This window comes from Amycolatopsis sp. NPDC031561 (assembly GCF_055580625.1).
Map to the genome: position 1 here is coordinate 509,981 of NZ_JBVILA010000002.1, position 15,877 is coordinate 525,857.

The 15,877-nt window shown below is 67.3% G+C and carries 15 protein-coding genes; 10 read left to right on the top strand and 5 right to left on the bottom strand.

Annotated features, from left to right (window positions below; all coding sequences use genetic code 11):
- The first annotated feature begins 2 nt into the window (after positions 1–2).
- The 7 genes from nuoL (at position 3) to ACZ5IK_RS08070 (ending at position 8,632) form a co-directional block, all read left to right on the top strand.
- On the top strand, positions 3–1,901 hold the full coding sequence (gene nuoL, locus ACZ5IK_RS08040) for an NADH-quinone oxidoreductase subunit L (RefSeq protein ID WP_465487083.1): 1,899 nt from the start codon (positions 3–5) through the stop codon (positions 1,899–1,901).
- A complete protein-coding gene (locus tag ACZ5IK_RS08045; RefSeq protein ID WP_465487084.1) occupies positions 1,901–3,451 on the top strand; it encodes an NADH-quinone oxidoreductase subunit M in 1,551 nt (516 codons plus the stop codon). The genes nuoL and ACZ5IK_RS08045 overlap by 1 nt, the downstream gene beginning before the upstream one ends.
- A 3-nt stretch (positions 3,452–3,454) precedes the next feature.
- Complete coding sequence (gene nuoN / locus ACZ5IK_RS08050; RefSeq protein ID WP_465487085.1) at positions 3,455–5,020, top strand: NADH-quinone oxidoreductase subunit NuoN; 1,566 nt, start codon at positions 3,455–3,457, stop codon at positions 5,018–5,020.
- A gap of 137 nt (positions 5,021–5,157) precedes the next feature.
- Positions 5,158–5,478 carry a hypothetical protein gene (locus ACZ5IK_RS08055; RefSeq protein WP_465487086.1) on the top strand — a complete coding sequence of 107 codons (321 nt, stop codon included), beginning with the start codon at positions 5,158–5,160 and terminating at the stop codon, positions 5,476–5,478.
- Positions 5,478–7,097, top strand: coding sequence for an alpha/beta hydrolase (locus ACZ5IK_RS08060; RefSeq protein ID WP_465487087.1), 1,620 nt, complete (start codon positions 5,478–5,480; stop codon positions 7,095–7,097). The genes ACZ5IK_RS08055 and ACZ5IK_RS08060 overlap by 1 nt, the downstream gene beginning before the upstream one ends.
- Before the next feature lie 51 nt (positions 7,098–7,148).
- Complete coding sequence (locus ACZ5IK_RS08065) at positions 7,149–7,745, top strand: hypothetical protein (RefSeq protein WP_465487088.1); 597 nt, start codon at positions 7,149–7,151, stop codon at positions 7,743–7,745.
- Positions 7,746–7,801: 56 nt separating this feature from the next.
- Entirely contained in the window at positions 7,802–8,632 is an 831-nt protein-coding gene (locus tag ACZ5IK_RS08070) for a helix-turn-helix domain-containing protein (protein WP_465487089.1), read from the top strand.
- On the opposite strand, the gene ACZ5IK_RS08075 is transcribed toward ACZ5IK_RS08070, so the two are convergent.
- From ACZ5IK_RS08075 to ACZ5IK_RS08090, 4 genes are read right to left on the bottom strand one after another with little or no spacing between them, the layout of a single operon-like run.
- The gene (locus tag ACZ5IK_RS08075) at positions 8,629–9,381 is read right to left on the bottom strand and encodes an ESX secretion-associated protein EspG (protein ID WP_465487090.1); all 753 of its coding nucleotides are present in this window, start codon (positions 9,379–9,381) and stop codon (positions 8,629–8,631) included. The two genes, ACZ5IK_RS08070 and ACZ5IK_RS08075, sit on opposite strands and share 4 nt — an antisense overlap.
- Before the next feature lie 28 nt (positions 9,382–9,409).
- Complete coding sequence (locus tag ACZ5IK_RS08080; RefSeq protein ID WP_465487091.1) at positions 9,410–10,720, bottom strand: PPE domain-containing protein; 1,311 nt, start codon at positions 10,718–10,720, stop codon at positions 9,410–9,412.
- On the bottom strand, positions 10,720–11,346 hold the full coding sequence (locus ACZ5IK_RS08085; protein WP_465487092.1) for a DUF3558 domain-containing protein: 627 nt from the start codon (positions 11,344–11,346) through the stop codon (positions 10,720–10,722). Before ACZ5IK_RS08085 ends, ACZ5IK_RS08080 begins: the two co-directional genes overlap by 1 nt.
- Entirely contained in the window at positions 11,346–11,762 is a 417-nt protein-coding gene (locus ACZ5IK_RS08090; protein WP_465487093.1) for a hypothetical protein, read from the bottom strand. The genes ACZ5IK_RS08085 and ACZ5IK_RS08090 overlap by 1 nt, the downstream gene beginning before the upstream one ends.
- A gap of 305 nt (positions 11,763–12,067) precedes the next feature.
- Between ACZ5IK_RS08090 and ACZ5IK_RS08095 the strand changes: the two genes are divergently transcribed.
- The 3 genes from ACZ5IK_RS08095 to ACZ5IK_RS08105 are packed head-to-tail and all read left to right on the top strand — an operon-like array spanning position 12,068 to position 15,167.
- Positions 12,068–13,216, top strand: a complete 1,149-nt coding sequence (locus ACZ5IK_RS08095; RefSeq protein ID WP_465487094.1) for a hypothetical protein — start codon at positions 12,068–12,070, stop codon at positions 13,214–13,216.
- Between the two features lie 26 nt (positions 13,217–13,242).
- Positions 13,243–14,430 (top strand): AAA family ATPase, encoded by a 1,188-nt coding sequence (locus ACZ5IK_RS08100; RefSeq protein ID WP_101612066.1) that lies wholly within the window; start codon positions 13,243–13,245, stop codon positions 14,428–14,430.
- Positions 14,427–15,167 (top strand): HNH endonuclease, encoded by a 741-nt coding sequence (locus ACZ5IK_RS08105; protein WP_465487095.1) that lies wholly within the window; start codon positions 14,427–14,429, stop codon positions 15,165–15,167. Before ACZ5IK_RS08100 ends, ACZ5IK_RS08105 begins: the two co-directional genes overlap by 4 nt.
- Here ACZ5IK_RS08105 and ACZ5IK_RS08110 read toward each other — a convergent pair.
- Positions 15,143–15,778: an SRPBCC family protein gene (locus tag ACZ5IK_RS08110; RefSeq protein WP_465487096.1), complete on the bottom strand. Its 636-nt coding sequence runs from the start codon at positions 15,776–15,778 to the stop codon at positions 15,143–15,145. The two genes, ACZ5IK_RS08105 and ACZ5IK_RS08110, sit on opposite strands and share 25 nt — an antisense overlap.
- Positions 15,779–15,877 lie beyond the last annotated feature (99 nt).

Below are 15,877 nucleotides of genomic sequence, written 5' to 3' on the forward strand. Positions count from 1 at the left end.
AGTTGACCGCATCATCGTGGCTGCTGGTGGCCTTCCCTGCCCTCGGCGCCCTTATCCTTCTGCTGGCCGGTAAACGAGCCCGAGGCTGGGGACACCTCCTCGGCAGCGCGACCGTCTCACTGTCCTTTGTGTACGGCCTGATCCTCTTCTTCACCGCCGACACGAAGAACATCGCGGACGTCAAGCTGTTCTCGTGGATCCCGGTCTCGGCACTGCAGGTCGACTTCGGGCTCCGGATCGACGCGCTTTCGCTGACGTTCGTGCTGCTGATCACCGGCGTCGGCATGCTGATCCACTTCTACTCGATCGGCTACATGTCCGAGGACCGCGATCGGTCGAGGTTCTTCGCGTACCTCAACCTGTTCGTCGCCTCGATGCTGATCCTGGTGCTGGGCAACAGCTTCGTGACGCTGTACCTCGGCTGGGAAGGCGTCGGCCTCGCGTCGTACCTGCTCATCGGCTGGTACCAGGACCGCCCGTCCGCGGCCACCGCGGCGAAGAAGGCGTTCCTGATGAACCGCGTCGGTGACGTCGGGCTCGCGCTGGCGATCTTCCTGATGTTCAAGTACGTCGGAAGCACCGGCTACGCCGAGGTCTTCGGCGCCGTCGGCCAGATCCCGACCGGCGCGGTCACCGCGATCGCGATCCTGCTGCTGCTGGGCGCCTGCGGTAAGTCCGGCCAGTTCCCGCTGCAGGCCTGGCTTCCGGACGCGATGGAGGGCCCGACCCCGGTCTCGGCCCTCATCCACGCGGCGACGATGGTCACCGCCGGCGTCTACCTGGTCGCCCGCGCGCACGAGATCTTCAACGCCACCCCGGACGGCCGCCTGATCGTCACCCTCGTCGGTACGGTCACGCTGCTGATCGGATGCGTCATCGGCTGCGCCTACGACGACATCAAGAAGGTCCTGGCGTACTCCACGGTCAGCCAGATCGGCTACATGATGCTCGCCGTCGGCCTCGGGCCGATCGCGTACGCGCTGGGCATCATGCACCTGGTGGCGCACGGTTTCTTCAAGGCCGGGCTGTTCCTCGGGGCCGGTTCGGTCATGCACGCCATGAACGACGAGGTCGACATGCGGAAGTTCGGCGGGCTGCGCAAGCATCTGCCGGTCACCTTCTGGACCTTCGCGCTCGGCTACCTCGCCCTGATCGGCATCCCGCCGCTTTCCGGCTTCTTCACCAAGGACGCGATCATCGAAGCGGCGCTGTCCCAGGGCGGCTGGCGCGGCTGGGTGATGGGCGGCGCGGCACTGCTCGGCGCCGGGCTCACCGCGTTCTACATGACGCGCCTGATGGTGATGACCTTCTTCGGCAAGGAACGCTGGAAGGAGATCAAGTCCAGCGACGGCCGCGACTTCCACCCGCACGAGTCTCCCGCGGTGATGAAGTGGCCGATGATCATCCTGGCCGTCGGTTCGATCGGCGCCGGCGCGTTCTTCGCCCTCGGCGACCGGTTCGCCGAATGGCTCTCGCCGGTGGTCGGACCGCTCCAGGAGGGTGGCCACAGTGTCATCCCGCACCTGCTGGTCCCGTTCCTCACCGTGGCGCTGTCCGTCGTGGGCGCGCTCGCGGCCTGGCTCTTCGTCGGTCGTAAGGACGTCCCGGTGGAACGCCCCGAGCGGGTCTCCGCCGTGGTCAAGGCCGCGCGCAACGACCTCTACGGCAACACCCTGAACGAGACGCTGGTCGCCCGTCCGGGCACCTGGCTCGCCCGCGCGCTGGTCTACGTGGACAACCGCGGGGTCGACGGCGCGGTCAACGGCCTCGCCGCCGCGCTCGGCGGCGGATCCGGGCGCCTGCGCCGCCTGCAGACCGGCTTCGTCCGCTCGTACGCACTGTCCATGCTGGGCGGCACATTCCTGCTTCTGGCGGCACTCCTGCTGGTGAGGTTCTCCTGATGACTTGGCTCCTGGCAACCATCCTGGTGCCGCTGGTAGGCGCGGCGGTCGTGGCGGGGATGAAGAAGAACGACAGGCTGGCGACGCTCACCGCGCTCGGGGTGTCCATCCTGACGTTTCTGCTGGTGATCCCGCTGTGGGCGAGCTATTCGCCGACGGGGGACCGGATCCAGCAGAAGTCCTCGATGGACTGGATCCCGAACTTCGGCATCCACATCTCGTTCGGCATCGACGGCATCGCGCTGGTGATGATCGCGGTCATCGGGCTGCTGGTGCCGATCGTGGTCGGCTCGCTCGGCCTGACCGACAAGCTCCCGGCCGGGCGCTCGGCGGGCGGGTACCTCTCGCTGATCCTGGTGCAGCAGTCGCTGACCATCGCGGTGTTCGCCGCGACCGACGTCTTCCTGTTCTACGTGCTGTTCGAGATCATGCTGATCCCGATGTACTTCCTGATCGGCGGCTACGGCGGCGCGAACCGGCAGTACGCGGCGGTCAAGTTCTTCCTGTACTCGTTCCTCGGCGGCCTGATCATGCTGGCCTCGGCCATCGGGGCGTACTCGATGGCGTCGGACGAACTCGGCAAGGGCACCTTCGACTGGGAAACGCTCGTCACGGTCGTCCGCGACGCCCCGACGGGCACCCAGATCTGGCTGTTCCTCGGGTTCTTCCTGGCGTTCGCGATCAAGGCCCCTTTGGTGCCGTTCCACACCTGGCTGCCGGACGCCGCGGGCCAGGCGCCCATCGGCGTCGCGGTGCTGCTGGTCGGTGTGCTGGACAAGGTCGGCACGTTCGGGTTCCTGCGCTACTGCCTCCCGATGTTCCCGGAGGCCAGCAAGGAACTCGCGCCGTGGGTGCTGGTGCTCGCCGTCGCGGGTGTCCTCTACGGCTCGATCCTCGCCGCCGGGCAACGCGACATGAAGCGGTTCATCGCCTACGTGTCGATCGCCCACTTCGGGTTCATCGCGCTGGGCATCTTCACCTTCAACGAGCAGGCGATGGTCGGCTCGGTGTCGTACATGCTCAACCACAGCCTCGCCACCGGGATGCTGATCGTGGTCGTCGGGCTCATCGTGATGCGCGGCGGATCCACCAAGATCTCCGACTACGGCGGCATGGCGAAGGTGACCCCGCTGCTCGGCGGGATGCTGCTCATCGCCGGTCTGTCCACGTTGTCCCTGCCGGGCACGAACTCCTTCATCAGTGAGTTCCTGGTGCTGCTGGGATCCTTTGTGGACTACCCGGTGTACACGATCATCGCGACGGTCGGCATGGTGCTGGCCGCGGCGTACGTGCTCTGGCTCTACCAGCGCGTCATGCAGGGCCCCGTCCGCGGTGACGCCCTGATGGGCGCCGGTGGAGGCCCGGGCACTGCCATCGCGCCCGAACTGGGCGCGACCAAGGCCATCAAGGACCTCGGCGGCAAGGAGATCGCGATCCTGGCGCCGATGGTGGTGCTGATCATCGCGCTCGGGTTCTACCCCAAGCCGGTGCTCGACACGATCACCCCGTCGGTGCAGGCGACGATGTCGTCCGTACAGGGAGGCAAGTAAACCGTGCACTTCTTGACTCAGGCGCCGGCGGTGCAGGTGCCGTCGATCGACTACTTCGCCGTCACGCCGATCTTGATCATCCTCGGCGCGGCGTGTGTCAGCGTGCTGTTCGAAGCCTTCCTGCCCAAGCACATGCGGTGGCCGTCGCAGGTCTTCCTGTCCCTGGTCGGGATCGGGGCCGCAGGCGTCTTCCTGGTCTGGTACGCCAGCTCGTCCGCGCCGAAGGGCGGTGTCACGACCTTCAGCGGCGCGATCGCCGTCGACCGGCCGTCGCTGTTCCTCTGGGGCACCCTGCTGGCGCTGGCGCTCGGCGCGCTGCTGCTGATCGCGGACCGCTCGGTCGAACCCGGCGGCGCGTTCGTCGCGCAGGCCGGTATCCGCCCGGGCACCGTCCAGGACCGCGCGCAGGTCGGCACCACCGGAATGCAGACCGAGGTCTTCCCGCTGACGCTGTTCGCGCTCGGCGGCATGATGGCGTTCGTCGCGGCCAACGACCTGCTGACCATGTTCATCGCGCTCGAAGTGCTGAGCCTGCCGCTGTACCTGATGTGCGGTCTGGCGCGGCGGCGCCGCCTGCTCTCGCAGGAATCCGCGGTCAAGTACTTCCTGCTCGGCGCGTTCTCGTCGGCGTTCTTCCTCTACGGCCTCGCGCTGCTCTACGGCTACGCGAACTCCGTGAAGCTGTCGGACATCGCCAACGCCGCCGCCGGTTCGGACCGCTCGGACACGCTGCTGTTCGCCGGGCTCGGGCTGCTCGCCGTCGGCCTGCTGTTCAAGGGTTCGGTCGGCCCGTTCCACACCTGGACCCCGGACGTCTACCAGGGCGCGCCGACCCCGGTCACCGCGTTCATGGGCGCCTGCACCAAGGTCGCCGCGTTCGGCGGGATCCTGCGGGTGTTCTCGGTGGCGTTCGAGTCGACCAGCTGGGAATGGCGCGGCGTGCTCTGGGGCGTCGCGATCATCTCGATGCTGATCGGCGCGGTGCTGGGCCTGACGCAGACCGACGTGAAGCGCATGATCGCCTACTCGTCCATCGCGCACGCCGGCTTCCTGCTCATCGGTGCGATCACGATGACCGAGGAAGGCCTGTCGAGCACGCTGTTCTACCTGCTGGCCTACGGCTTCACCACGCTCGCCGCGTTCGGTGTCGTCTCGCTGGTGCGGGACTCGAACGGCGAGGCGACGCACCTGTCCGCGTGGGCGGGGCTGGCGAAACGGTCTCCGGTGCTGGCCGGGGTGTTCACCTTCCTGCTGCTCGCACTGGCCGGTATCCCGCTGACCAGCGGTTTCGTCGGCAAGTTCGTGGTGTTCTCGGCGGCCCTGTCCGACGGGATGGCGCCGCTGGTCGTCATCGCCCTGATCTTCAGTGCCGTCGCCGCGTTCTTCTACCTGCGGGTGATCGTGCTGATGTACTTCTCCGAGCCGGCCCCCGACGGCCCGACCGTCACCGTGCCCGGCGCGTTCACCACGACGGCGATCACGCTCGGCGTCATCGTCACGCTGGTGCTCGGCCTGATCCCGGCGTTCGCCCTCGACTGGGCGGGCTCGGGCGGCTTCGCCCTCAAGTAGTTCTTCGCGCGTGAAGGCCCCCTCGCTGTTGTGAGGGGGCCTTCACGCGTATGCGGGTACTTGCCCGGTGAGTGGGTCCGCGAGCACGCTCCGTGCGTCATAGTGTGGTCACGTTGTCACGCTTGGGGAGGGGTGCGATGTCAGGCGGGTATGAGGTCGTCTTGACGGCGATCGAGTCTTCGGCCGGTGCGGCGAAGCGCGCGGCCGAGGTGGTCCGGCCGACGGATCTCGCGGCGGGATTGACCGGCGTCGCGGCAGGACTGCCCGGCGGGGTCTCCGGTGAAGCGGCCAGGCTGCTCGCCGACGCCTGGGGCCGGGCGGTGCCGACGTGGGTCGAGAACGTCGATGCCTACTCGGCCCAGCTGGACCAGGCCGTGGCGCGATACCGGTCGAACGAGCAGTCCGCGGTCCATGACCTGCACCCGATGGCCCCCGGCGGTGGGCGGAGGCCGGTCTGATGGTCACGTGGGCCGACGTCCGGCGATGGGATCCGGTGGCGGTGGGGCGGGTCGCGGACGACCTCAACGCGTGGTGCACCCGGATCATCGGCGCGAACGACGACGTCGAGGCGATGGCGCGGTTCGACGGCTGGACCGGCGACGCGTCCGTCGCCGCTTCGACGCGGGGAAACTCGCTGATCACCACCGCGGAACAGTTGGTCGCGCAGGCGTCGGCCGTCCGCCGTGGTGCCCATGAGGTGCAGATCGCGCTCGAGCGGATCAGCGCGTTCGTCCGGGAGACCGAAGACCTCGCCTACCGTCACGGGCTGACGATCGGCGACGGTTGTGTGGTGCCGATCCCGGTACAGCCGCCTCTCGCGCCGGAAGTGCTGGCGATCCGGCAGCGGGTTCAAGCGGAGATCGCGGACAAGGTCGAGCAGATTCTGCGCCGGGCGACGGACGTGGACGCGGATTTCGCCGCGATCATGACCAGGGCGATGCGCGGCGAGATCAGCGAACAGGGCGTCGGCACCCTCGCCCAAGCCGCCGACGTCGGTGCCGCGCAGAGCGGACTGTCGATCATCGGACCGCCCGAAGGCGGCACGCCGAGCGATAACAAGGCGTGGTGGGACAGCCTGTCCGACACGGCGAAGGTCGCCCTGCTGCAGAACGCGCCGGACCTGATCCGCAACCTGGACGGTGTCCCGGCGGTCGATCGCGACGCGGCCAACCGCGCCGTTCTGCAGCGGGAGATCGACCGCCTGCAAAGCGAGGCGACCGAGATCTCGCGCGCCAACCCGAACGACCCGCGCACACCGAACCAGGGCGACTGGGCGGGTAAGGAGAAACTCGACGAGATCGCGGCGAAACTGGACGGGCTGCGGGCGATTCAGGGGCGATTGGATCATCCTGGGCCGGGGCAGCAGCAGGCGTTCCTGCTCGGGTTGGATGTCGGCGGGGACGGCAAGGCGATCATTTCGGCGGGGAATCCGGACAAGGCGACCAATGTCGCGACTTATGTTCCTGGGACCGGTGCCGATCTGGCGGGGATCAGCGGTGAGATGGTGCGTTCGGACCGGATGGCCAAAGCTGCCGGACAAGCCGGATCACCGTCTACGGCCGTTGTCTCGTGGGTCGGCTATGACGCCCCGGATGAGGTCCTACCTAACGCGATGAGCGAGAGTTACGCGGACAACGCGAAGAAAGATCTGGACCGATTCCAGGACGGTTTGCGAGCGACACACGAAGGCACCCCATCGCACAACACGGTGATCGGGCACAGCTACGGCACTACCGTCATCGGGCATGCCGCACGTGATGAGCGACTGGCGGTCGACGACATCGTGTTCGTCGCGAGTCCAGGTGTCGGAGTGAACGAAGCCCACGAACTCGGCCTGCCCGCGGATCGCGTCCATGCGACTGTGGACCGGAAAGATCCGATCCAGCTGGTACCGGTCCATGGCATCGAACCTCAGCACTTCGAGGGGGCGGATGTGTTCTCCTCGGGACGGCAGAATGAGCCGCCACCATCCTATTGGGAGGGGTACGACAACGCCGCGCATTCGCAGTACTGGGATATCGAGAACAAGGCGTTGGACAACATGGGGCGAATCATCGCCGGTCAGCCAACCTACTGACATGGATCGGACATCATGCGGTACTCGATGACAATGGCGACATTCGCGATCTTGGCCACGCTGGTGGCCGGGTGCGGTTCGGGAGGGAGCGACATGAAGCCCACGATGACCATCAAGCAAGCGAACCAGAGGGTTGAAGACCACTTGAGCCGAGTGCGCGAGGCCCTGCCCGCTGAGGCGCGCTACCAACTGGACTACGCAGAAGAGCGTGGTTCTTGCCTCGATCCGACGGACGGCGGGTCGGCCGAACGTGTCGTCGCGAATCGAAGCTACGAAGTCCTCGGTCTGCCCAAGGAGAACATTCCGTCGTACTTCACCGCGGTGAAGACCTGGGCCGGGAATCATGACTTTCGGGTACTCGACAATAACCCGCCCAACGAGTATCTGTGGCTTGAGAACAATACTGATTCCTTCCGGATGGCGATGAAGGCCAACCACTTGGGAAAGCTGTATCTGATCGCGTCGTCGCCGTGCGTCTGGCCTGATGGAACACCCATTCCCGAAGCCGCGGCTAACGCCGCGCCAGAACCTGAAATCGTCGCGCAGACAGTCATGACACCACCGGTTCAGAAGCCGCGTAAGACCCGTCCGCCCGTGGACGACGAGGACTTCGCGCAGACCGATTGGACCGACGAAGACACCTACTGAGTAGGCGAATTGCCATCGCGCACGTGGCAAGGTCGCTCGCCTGAAGAAGGGGAGCGATGCCGAAACCGAAGCCCACGCCGCTGGCTCGAGGACTTGCCGACGGCCTCCGCGCCGCGCGGAAGACCAGCAGGCTGGCGATAACTGAAGTGGCCGACAAACTGGCGTGGTCCCAGTCGACGATAAGCCGGATCGAAACGGGCGTTCGCTCGGCGTCCGCCGAAGAGGTGTCGGCCTTGCTCGCGGTCTACCAAGTCACCGGAGAACGCCGGGACGCGCTGCTCGAGATGGCTCGCGACGTCGACCGGCTGAACTGGCTCGAAACTTGCCAGAGCGGTGTGCCTTATCAGGTGAGGACCCTTGCACAGTACGAAAAAGAGGCCACCAGAATCATTGAGTCCAGCACAACGATGGTGCCTTGCCTGCTGCAAACGCCCTCCTATGCGAGGGCCGCGCTTGTCGCTGTCGGCGCATCCACCGCGGAGATCGAAGCCTCGGCGGAGGCGCGGCTGGAACGTCAGAAGGTGCTGGGCCGGAAGAAGATGATCGCCTACCTCGATGAGGGTGCCTTGCGACGGCAGATCGGCGGCGCGCGAATCATGGCGAACCAGCTTCGGCACCTCGTCTCGATGGCGCAACGGCCGTCCGTCGAGCTCCGGGTGTTCCCCTTTGACGTCGGTGGCCACCCGGGGATGAGTGGCGCCTACGCCCTGCTCGATTTCGCGGGCGGCCCGCCGGTGGTGCGGCTGGAACACCAGCGGTCGGGTGTCTTCCTGCACCGGGCGGCCGATGTCGAGCCCTATGCGCGAGCGATGCTGCGGTCGAACGCCATGGCGCTGGACCCGGCGCGATCGGTGCGCCTGATCGAGAGTCTGGTGCCGTCCGGCTAGTGGTCGAGGCTCGCCCGCAACGCGGCGACCTTCTGTGCCAGCAACGTGGGTTCGCCGGGCAGGACGGTGATGTACCGGTTCCGGGGCGAACCGGTCACGTGCATGGCCACCCGTCCTGCGTCGAGGTCCAGATACGTCAGGCCGTCGATGGCCTCGGTGCGCCTTCCCCCGTCAGGGCGTTTGGCCGCGGCGAAGAACCCGACGCCGAAGTACGGCTGGTCGAAGACCTCGTCCAAGCGACGCGCGTCCCGGCTTCGTGACTCGGGTTCGTCGTAGAGGTCGTTCCCGGCGTCGAGCTTGAAGTCGTCCTGGGGCAACGAGAACGGGGCGAACCGCGCCGGCGGGTACTCGGGCAGGTTCATCACGAGGGCCGCCGCGCGGTCGGTGGTCCGCACGCCTTTCAGCCACACCCGGCTTCCTTCGCAGATCGCGGTCACCGCGGCGCGCCCGCGGACGGCGACGAGCACGCCGTACTGCTCGGTCTCCGTCCGCACGGTCGCGTAGTACTCGGTGTTCGGCCGGTCGAGTACATGCAGGACGTCTTCGAAGTCGCTGGTCAACCGCTTGCCCTCGGTGAACCCGAGCCCGCCGAGCTCCTCGAACGCCGCCCGGTCTTCGCCGTTTCGCGACGACGGCGGGATGTAGCGCAGGCCGCCCGCGAAGATCAGATGCGGATCTCCGCAGCCGGCGTGACGGAACGCGGTCAACAAGGTGTCGAGCGTGATCTCGACCGGGCGCGCGAGCACCACGTGTCTCCCTCCCCTGGGAACTGTGGCGCTAGCTCTTCTTCTCGCCGATCACCGGAGGCGTCGGCTTCTCGGTGTAGCCGCCGAAGGTCTCGTCCGGATCCGGGTTCTGGAGGTACGCCGGAGCCTTCTTCTCCTTGTCCTCCTCGCCTTTCCCGCGACCCGCGCCAGGCGCCATCGGCATCCCGTTCGCCCCGCCACGACCGGCGGCACCCGCCGCTCCCGCCGTGCCACGGCCACCGACGCCTTCACCCGGCATCCCGGCGCCGCTTCGGCCACCCATCCCGGGCTGCCCGGAACCGCCAGGGCCTCCGGGAACGCCGCCTCGGAACCCGCCGCCGGGCACACCGGGCGATTTGCCGCCGGTTCCCGGACCGGCGAGACCGGGGCCGTTCGGTCCGCTTGTTCCCGGACCGAACGGGCCGTACCCAGGTGGGAACGTGCCGGGCGGGTTGTAGCCGGTGGGCGGTCTGCCGTTCGGCCCGAAGTCGAGGTTCGCCGCCGGCGGTACGACCGGTGTGGTCTGAGGCGGCGTGTACGAATTCGCGCGTGTGCCGTCGTCGGGCTGGCGGTGCTGTGTGCCCGGGTCCTGCTGGTGCTGGCCCGGCTGGGGGCCTTGGCCGGGCTGCGGGCCGCTGTCGGCGGGGCCGCCCTGGCCAGGCCCCGGCGCATAGGCGCCTGGCCCGTTCGGTCCACTGGGTCCGTTCGGACCGCTCGTGCCGCGATAGGGCTCGCCGATGCCGGGGTCGCGCCCGTCCGCGCCGTCGCCGAACCCCTTCGCCGACGGCTTCCCGGAGCCGCCGTCGTCCAGGGTGACACTGCCTCCGGGGTCGGTGAGCTGCGCGTACTGGGCAGGCAGCTCGTCGCCGTTGGAGGTGCTGGCCGAGTGGTAGGTCGCGAAGGTGTCGATGTTGTGCTGGCTGTCGGCCTGGTAGCCCTTGAGCTTGTCGAAGTAGCCGACAGGCTTGCCTTGCATCAGATCGAGCGCGTCCTGAGCGGTGGGCTGGGGCTGCTCCGGCGGCACCGGCTTGACCGAGTTCTTCGCCGACCCGAACGCGTCCATCTGCGAGGTGATGGCGCTCTGGGCGCGGGCGAGGTGCATGGCGTCGTCCATCGATGCCTCGACGAGCGGCTTGGTCGCGTCCACGGCCGCGCTGCTAGCCCCGCCCTGCCAACCTGCGGCCGTCTTCTGGCTGAGCGCCGTGATCCGCTGCATACGCTCGTGGTGCCGTTTGGTGAGGTTGTAGGCGCCTTGCTGGGCGTCGGAGAGCGAGCCGGTGCCTTCGCCGCCGGTGACCTGTTCGTAGATCTGAGCAGCGGTGAGCGGTCCTTCGGCGACCATCAGTTGCCCCCTCGGATGGTGGCGAGGACTCTGATCGCAGCTTCGCGGGCAGCGTCGCAGGGGTCCTTCTTGCCGATGTTGGCTTCGGACTGCTCCAGCACGATATCGATGGTCTCGTTGTCGCTGGTCCCCAATGCGACTGAGCATCGGCCTCGAGATGTCCGCTCATCTTCCGTGCCGTACGCGGTTACCGGGTATCCGGCGATCGCTTCGAGCGGTTCAAAGAGTTTGTAGGGATTCCCCTTGGCTTCGTAGACACTTGTCATGCCTCGGTCGGGTGACTTGCTGAAGAGCACGTTGACCCGAGGGCGGGTGGCGGCTGGTGGGGACCACCTGCAGGAAGGACCGGAAGCGCCATCTGGCCGGTCCGTGGTTTCTGCGCCGGAGCCAAGGATTTCCTTGGCTTGTATTTCAGTGAGGGCGTTGCAGGGTGCTTGCTTGATCTGTGTCAGGTCGATTGAGTTTGCGACCTTTGGCACACCGGGACCAGGGAGCTGACCGGCTGTGTTCGACGTGGTCGGGCTGCTGCTGCCACTGGTGGGTGCGGGGTTGCCGTTGGTAGTAGATGCCGAGCACGCTGAGAGGGTAAGTGCGGCCGCGCTGAGGACAAGGACGGTACGTCGCATCAGGCGATGCCCTTCGGCTGTTGGTTGATGACTGAAGTGGCGTGGTCTTCCGCAGTGGCATACTTGCCGAGGGCGGCAATGTACTTCTTCGCCATGTTCTCGCAATAAGTGATGCGTTGCCTTAGGGTCCCCTCGAGTGCGGCGCCAGACAGCCGAGTGACCTTGGCGTTGTTTCCGCTGGCGTACTCCTTTCCTGGAGGCATGGCCCTCGCAATCTTGCCTGCGGCGTCGAGGTCGTCGATGTACTCGTTGGCCAGACCGTTCCACTCCGCCGCCAGCTCATGAAGAGTCGCCTCGTCGTACTTGAACCCCGCACCCTCCGCGACCGGCGTCCCATAGGAGCCGCCGGTCGGCGGGGCTTTGCAGATCGCGTCCGGGTTGAACCCCGGCTGGTAGACAGGCTGCCCCTCAGGCATGGCCATGCACCCCTGGCACCGCGAATCGAACCCCGCTGAATGGACGAAGCCGCCCCGAAGTCACCGTCGTCATGTGCCCCTCCCGTGGCTACAAGGCGCGTCTCCCCGATGCACCCTGCGTAATCCGACGCCGGGAAGATTACCAGGGTTCCCGAGGCGGGGAACCCGTCCGCATAAAGTCTCGCTCCCCACTGAATAGCGTCAGCGACCCTGGTGACTATCCGTGAAAACCATTCGTGTGAATGCGACTCGGGGAACAGGGTTCTACCTGGTAGTCGACACGCTGACTTCGCATACTCTGCGTAATGAAGTTCCGAAGAGTGATTCTCGGCGCAGTACTCGTCGGCCTGTTGGCGGCTTGTACGGATTCCGTAGATACACCCCCGCCGCGACCGCAGTTTCCGAAATGGCATCCGCAACAACCGCGTCCCGCCGACCGCGACGAACAGGTCGTCGATGCGGCGCTGGCCGCACTCGATTTCTGTCCACTGATCGACCAGGCCGCCTACGAGCGCAGGAGGGGAGGTGACACCCGCCCGGTCGAGCGGAAAACGGAGGTCAAGGACGGCAGGAAGCGGTGCACGTTGTTCCGCGGTGGCTACGACCTCGTCGAAGTCCGCGATGTGGAGCCGAGCCACCTTGTTCTTCGCCGGGTCGACGGAGCCGCCATCGACTTGGGCGGAGTGAAGGCATACCAGGTCGAAACGCGCAGGCAAGGCGGGATCAGTGGGTGCGCGATCACGGTTCCGGTCAGTTTCGAGCGGGCCATCGGATTCGAGATCGGCAGTGGCAGCCGTGGCAAGGACTGCGGACTCCTCCGAGATTTCGCCACCGCCGGTGCCGCGAAGCTTCCCCGCGACCTCGTCTATCCGCCGGGCGGTCAGGACAGCGGCCGCGTCGGGGCCTGCGCCGACTGGGTCGTCACCAGCAAGGGCGAGAACTGCGATCCGGCGGTCGGCGCCCAGGTGCCCACAGGCGCCGAGTCGGTCCTCGCCGCCGGTGCCGCCGATCCGAATGTCGAATGCGCGGTGTTCCGCGACGCGGTCAAGAAGACCTTCGGGCCGGAGTTCGAGCCGATCGCCACGCCAGGCTCCTGCTACTTCGTCGAACCGCGGCATCGACTCCAGATCGAAGCGGGGGCGACCGGGCTCGGGGACCCACCGGGGATGTGGCTCACCGATTCGAAGAAGACCTGGGCGGATCATCGGAAGGTCACGTTCAGCGGAAACCCTGGCGTCACGTTCCGCTCGACGGACGACCGCGAGTTCTCCCTTTACGTCTCGCCGCTCGGCAACCTCGACTCACGTGGGCACGTTCGGCTCCGGATCGCACCCCAGCGGGAACGCGGTATCGACGACTGGGACCGGTCGAAGGCGGTCACCGCCGTGGACGTCGCCAAGGCACACGCTGTGATGGAACTGGCGATGGCGACCCACTTTCGGACGACCAGGTGACGTCCGCGCCGTCGTAAGCTTTCTCCATGTACATCGAGCGGGTCCGGCTGGAGAACATCCGCGGCTTCAGCGGTGCCCGCACCGTCGACCTCCGGTTGCCCGGCCCCGGCTGGGTGGTGCTCGCCGGGCGCAACGGCTCGGGCAAGACGTCGCTGCTGCGCGCCATCGCGGTCGCGGCGGCGCCGGACGTGGCCTGGGGGCTGCTGTCGGACGCCGGGAGCTGGATCTCGATGGACCAGACCTCCGGATCGATCGAGTTGTCGGTGATGCGCGAGGAGGGGCCGGCGCCGGTCGAGGTCCGCTGGCTCGACTCCGGCCTGCTGCCGATCTCCGGACTTCCGCCGGGCCAGCCGTTCTGCGCGGCCTACGGGCCCTTCCGGCGGCTCGCGGGCGGTAGTGGCGAGGCCGAGTCGTGGATGCGCGGCGCGGGGTCATTGGCGCGGATGGCCAGCCTTTTCCACGAGGACGCCTCGCTCGCCGAGGGTGTCACCTGGCTGATCAACCAGCATCTCCGCGCCCTGGAAGGAAAAGCGGGTGCCCGTGAGCTGAAGGACGCGGCGCTGGAGATCCTCGGCGACGGCCTTCTGCCCGGTGGTTACCGGATCCGGGACGTCGATTCGGACGGCCTCTGGGTCGAGTACCGGGGTGACAGGTTCCCGCTGCGCGAGATGAGCGACGGCTATCGCACGGTGACCGCGCTCGTGGTCGACCTGCTCAAACAACTCGACAGCGCGGGGCTCGATCACGAGAGCCCCGGTGTCGTGATCATCGACGAGGTCGACGCGCATCTCCATGTGTCGTGGCAGAAACGCATGGGACCTTGGTTCAAGGCACATTTCCCGCGGATCCAGTTCATCGTCACCACGCACAGTCCCTACGTCTGCCAGGCCGCCGATCCCGGCGGGCTCATCCGGCTTTCCGGGCCGGACGAAGAGGTTCCGCCGCGGGTGGTCTCCGAGGAGCTGTACGAACGGGTCGTGTTCGGCACGGGGGACGACGCCGTACTGTCCGATCTCTTCGGCTTGGACACGCCCTATTCGCCGCAGGCGGTCGAACTGCGGGAACACCTCGCCGAGCTCGAGTTCCAGGTGGCTTCCGGCCGGGCGGACGCGAACGGTGTCCGGGAATGGGAACGCCTCCGGGACATGCTGAGCAGCTCGCCGCCGAGCCGGGTGGACGAGGTGGCCAGGCGGTTCGAGGCCGACGATCGGTGATCGGGATCCGCCGGATCGCGCTGCCGGAGCGGGTGGTGGCCGATCTCGAAGACCTGACCGCGCGAATCCCTTCCGGTGACAGCAAAGAAGCGCGACGACTCTGGCGGGTTTCCCGTGCCGTGCGGCGCTCTTTGCGGGCGGGCCTCGACGCCATGGCCGCCGGGCGCGGGTACTGCATGTACTGCGGTGACGGGCTCGGGTCCACTGTGGACCATTTCGAGCCGATCGCGCGGAATCCTGGGCGCGCGTTCGACTGGCTCAATCACGTGCTCGCGTGCGAGTACTGCAACAGCCACCACAAGCGCGACCTGTTCCCCGTGGACGACGACGGCGACAGCCTGCTGATCGACCCGACCGCCGAAGACCCGCTGGAGCACCTGTTCCTGGTGTTGTCCATCGGGACCTACCGCGCACTGACCGAAAAGGGTGAGCAGACGATCAAGGTGTGCGGGCTGAACCGCGCGCAACTGGCGCGCGGGCGGGAAACGGCGGTCAACCAGGTGAGCGCGCTCGTCACAGGATGGTGGATCGCGCGCGAGCTGGGAGACGACGTGCGGCGGCGCGCGATGGCCTGGACGCTGCTCGACCAGCCGCATGCCGACGTCCTGCAGGCGATGCTCCGCCAGGCGGAAATGCCCGGGGCCCGCGCCGTGTTCCGCAAGGACGACGAGCTCATCGAGCTGCTTCGCGCCCCGGAGCTCGCCGAAGACCTTCAGCTCTCCGGCGGCGCGGTGTAAGCGGCGAGAGTCGCGTCTGCGCGTGTGCGGGCGGTGGCCGCGTCGGTCCCGTTGGCGACGTCGGCCTCGTACCAGGCCTCGCTGCTCAAGGTCATGAACCGGACGCCGTCTTCGCTCGTCATCCAGGCCATGGCGGCGTCGGGGTCGTTGGCCTCACCGGATGCGAGGTGGAGCGCGAGGCCGTGCAGCATCATGTCCCAGCCGATGCCGACCGCGCCCGGGCCGAACTGGTTCCAGTGCTCGTTGGGGATGGCGGTGTGGTCGAGTTCGAACCGCGTCCGCCCGTCGGCTTCGGCGCTCAGCCGGACCTCGACCCAGCTGACGTCGCCGTCGTACTCCCAGGTCGCGGCGAAGCTCTTCGGCGGATCACAGCGTTCGACCGTCCCGCCGGCGTTGCCTTCGAACTGGTACTTGCCGCCGGCCCGCAGTTCGCCGCTGACCGGGAGGAACCAGCGCGGGATGCGTTCGGCGCTGGTGCACGCGTCCCAGAGGTCGTCGAGGTCGGTGTCGTAGACCTGGCTGATGGTGGCCGTCACCGCCTCGCCCGCTTCGATCACGCGGTTGCCCAGCTTGCGCTGGACGGAGTCGATGTGGCTGGTCACGTCGACCATCGGTGCCCTCCTCTGCTCGGGTTCCGCCAAAGTATCAGCGTAGGCTTATATAAGCCAGGACAGAAAAGGGGCGCCCGGCAAGGCTCCGGGCGCCCCTTT

Excerpts from the sequence above, each read along its gene's own strand:
- ACZ5IK_RS08045 (WP_465487084.1), top strand. The coding sequence starts at position 1,901 with ATGACTTGGCTCCTGGCAACCATCCTGGTGCCGCTGGTAGGCGCGGCG.
- ACZ5IK_RS08055 (WP_465487086.1), top strand. The coding sequence starts at position 5,158 with ATGTCAGGCGGGTATGAGGTCGTCTTGACGGCGATCGAGTCTTCGGCC.
- ACZ5IK_RS08060 (WP_465487087.1), top strand. The coding sequence starts at position 5,478 with ATGGTCACGTGGGCCGACGTCCGGCGATGGGATCCGGTGGCGGTGGGG.
- ACZ5IK_RS08070 (WP_465487089.1), top strand. The coding sequence starts at position 7,802 with ATGCCGAAACCGAAGCCCACGCCGCTGGCTCGAGGACTTGCCGACGGC.
- ACZ5IK_RS08080 (WP_465487091.1), bottom strand. The coding sequence starts at position 10,720 with ATGGTCGCCGAAGGACCGCTCACCGCTGCTCAGATCTACGAACAGGTC.
- ACZ5IK_RS08085 (WP_465487092.1), bottom strand. The coding sequence starts at position 11,346 with ATGCGACGTACCGTCCTTGTCCTCAGCGCGGCCGCACTTACCCTCTCA.
- ACZ5IK_RS08090 (WP_465487093.1), bottom strand. The coding sequence starts at position 11,762 with ATGCCTGAGGGGCAGCCTGTCTACCAGCCGGGGTTCAACCCGGACGCG.
- ACZ5IK_RS08095 (WP_465487094.1), top strand. The coding sequence starts at position 12,068 with ATGAAGTTCCGAAGAGTGATTCTCGGCGCAGTACTCGTCGGCCTGTTG.
- ACZ5IK_RS08100 (WP_101612066.1), top strand. The coding sequence starts at position 13,243 with ATGTACATCGAGCGGGTCCGGCTGGAGAACATCCGCGGCTTCAGCGGT.
- ACZ5IK_RS08110 (WP_465487096.1), bottom strand. The coding sequence starts at position 15,778 with ATGGTCGACGTGACCAGCCACATCGACTCCGTCCAGCGCAAGCTGGGC.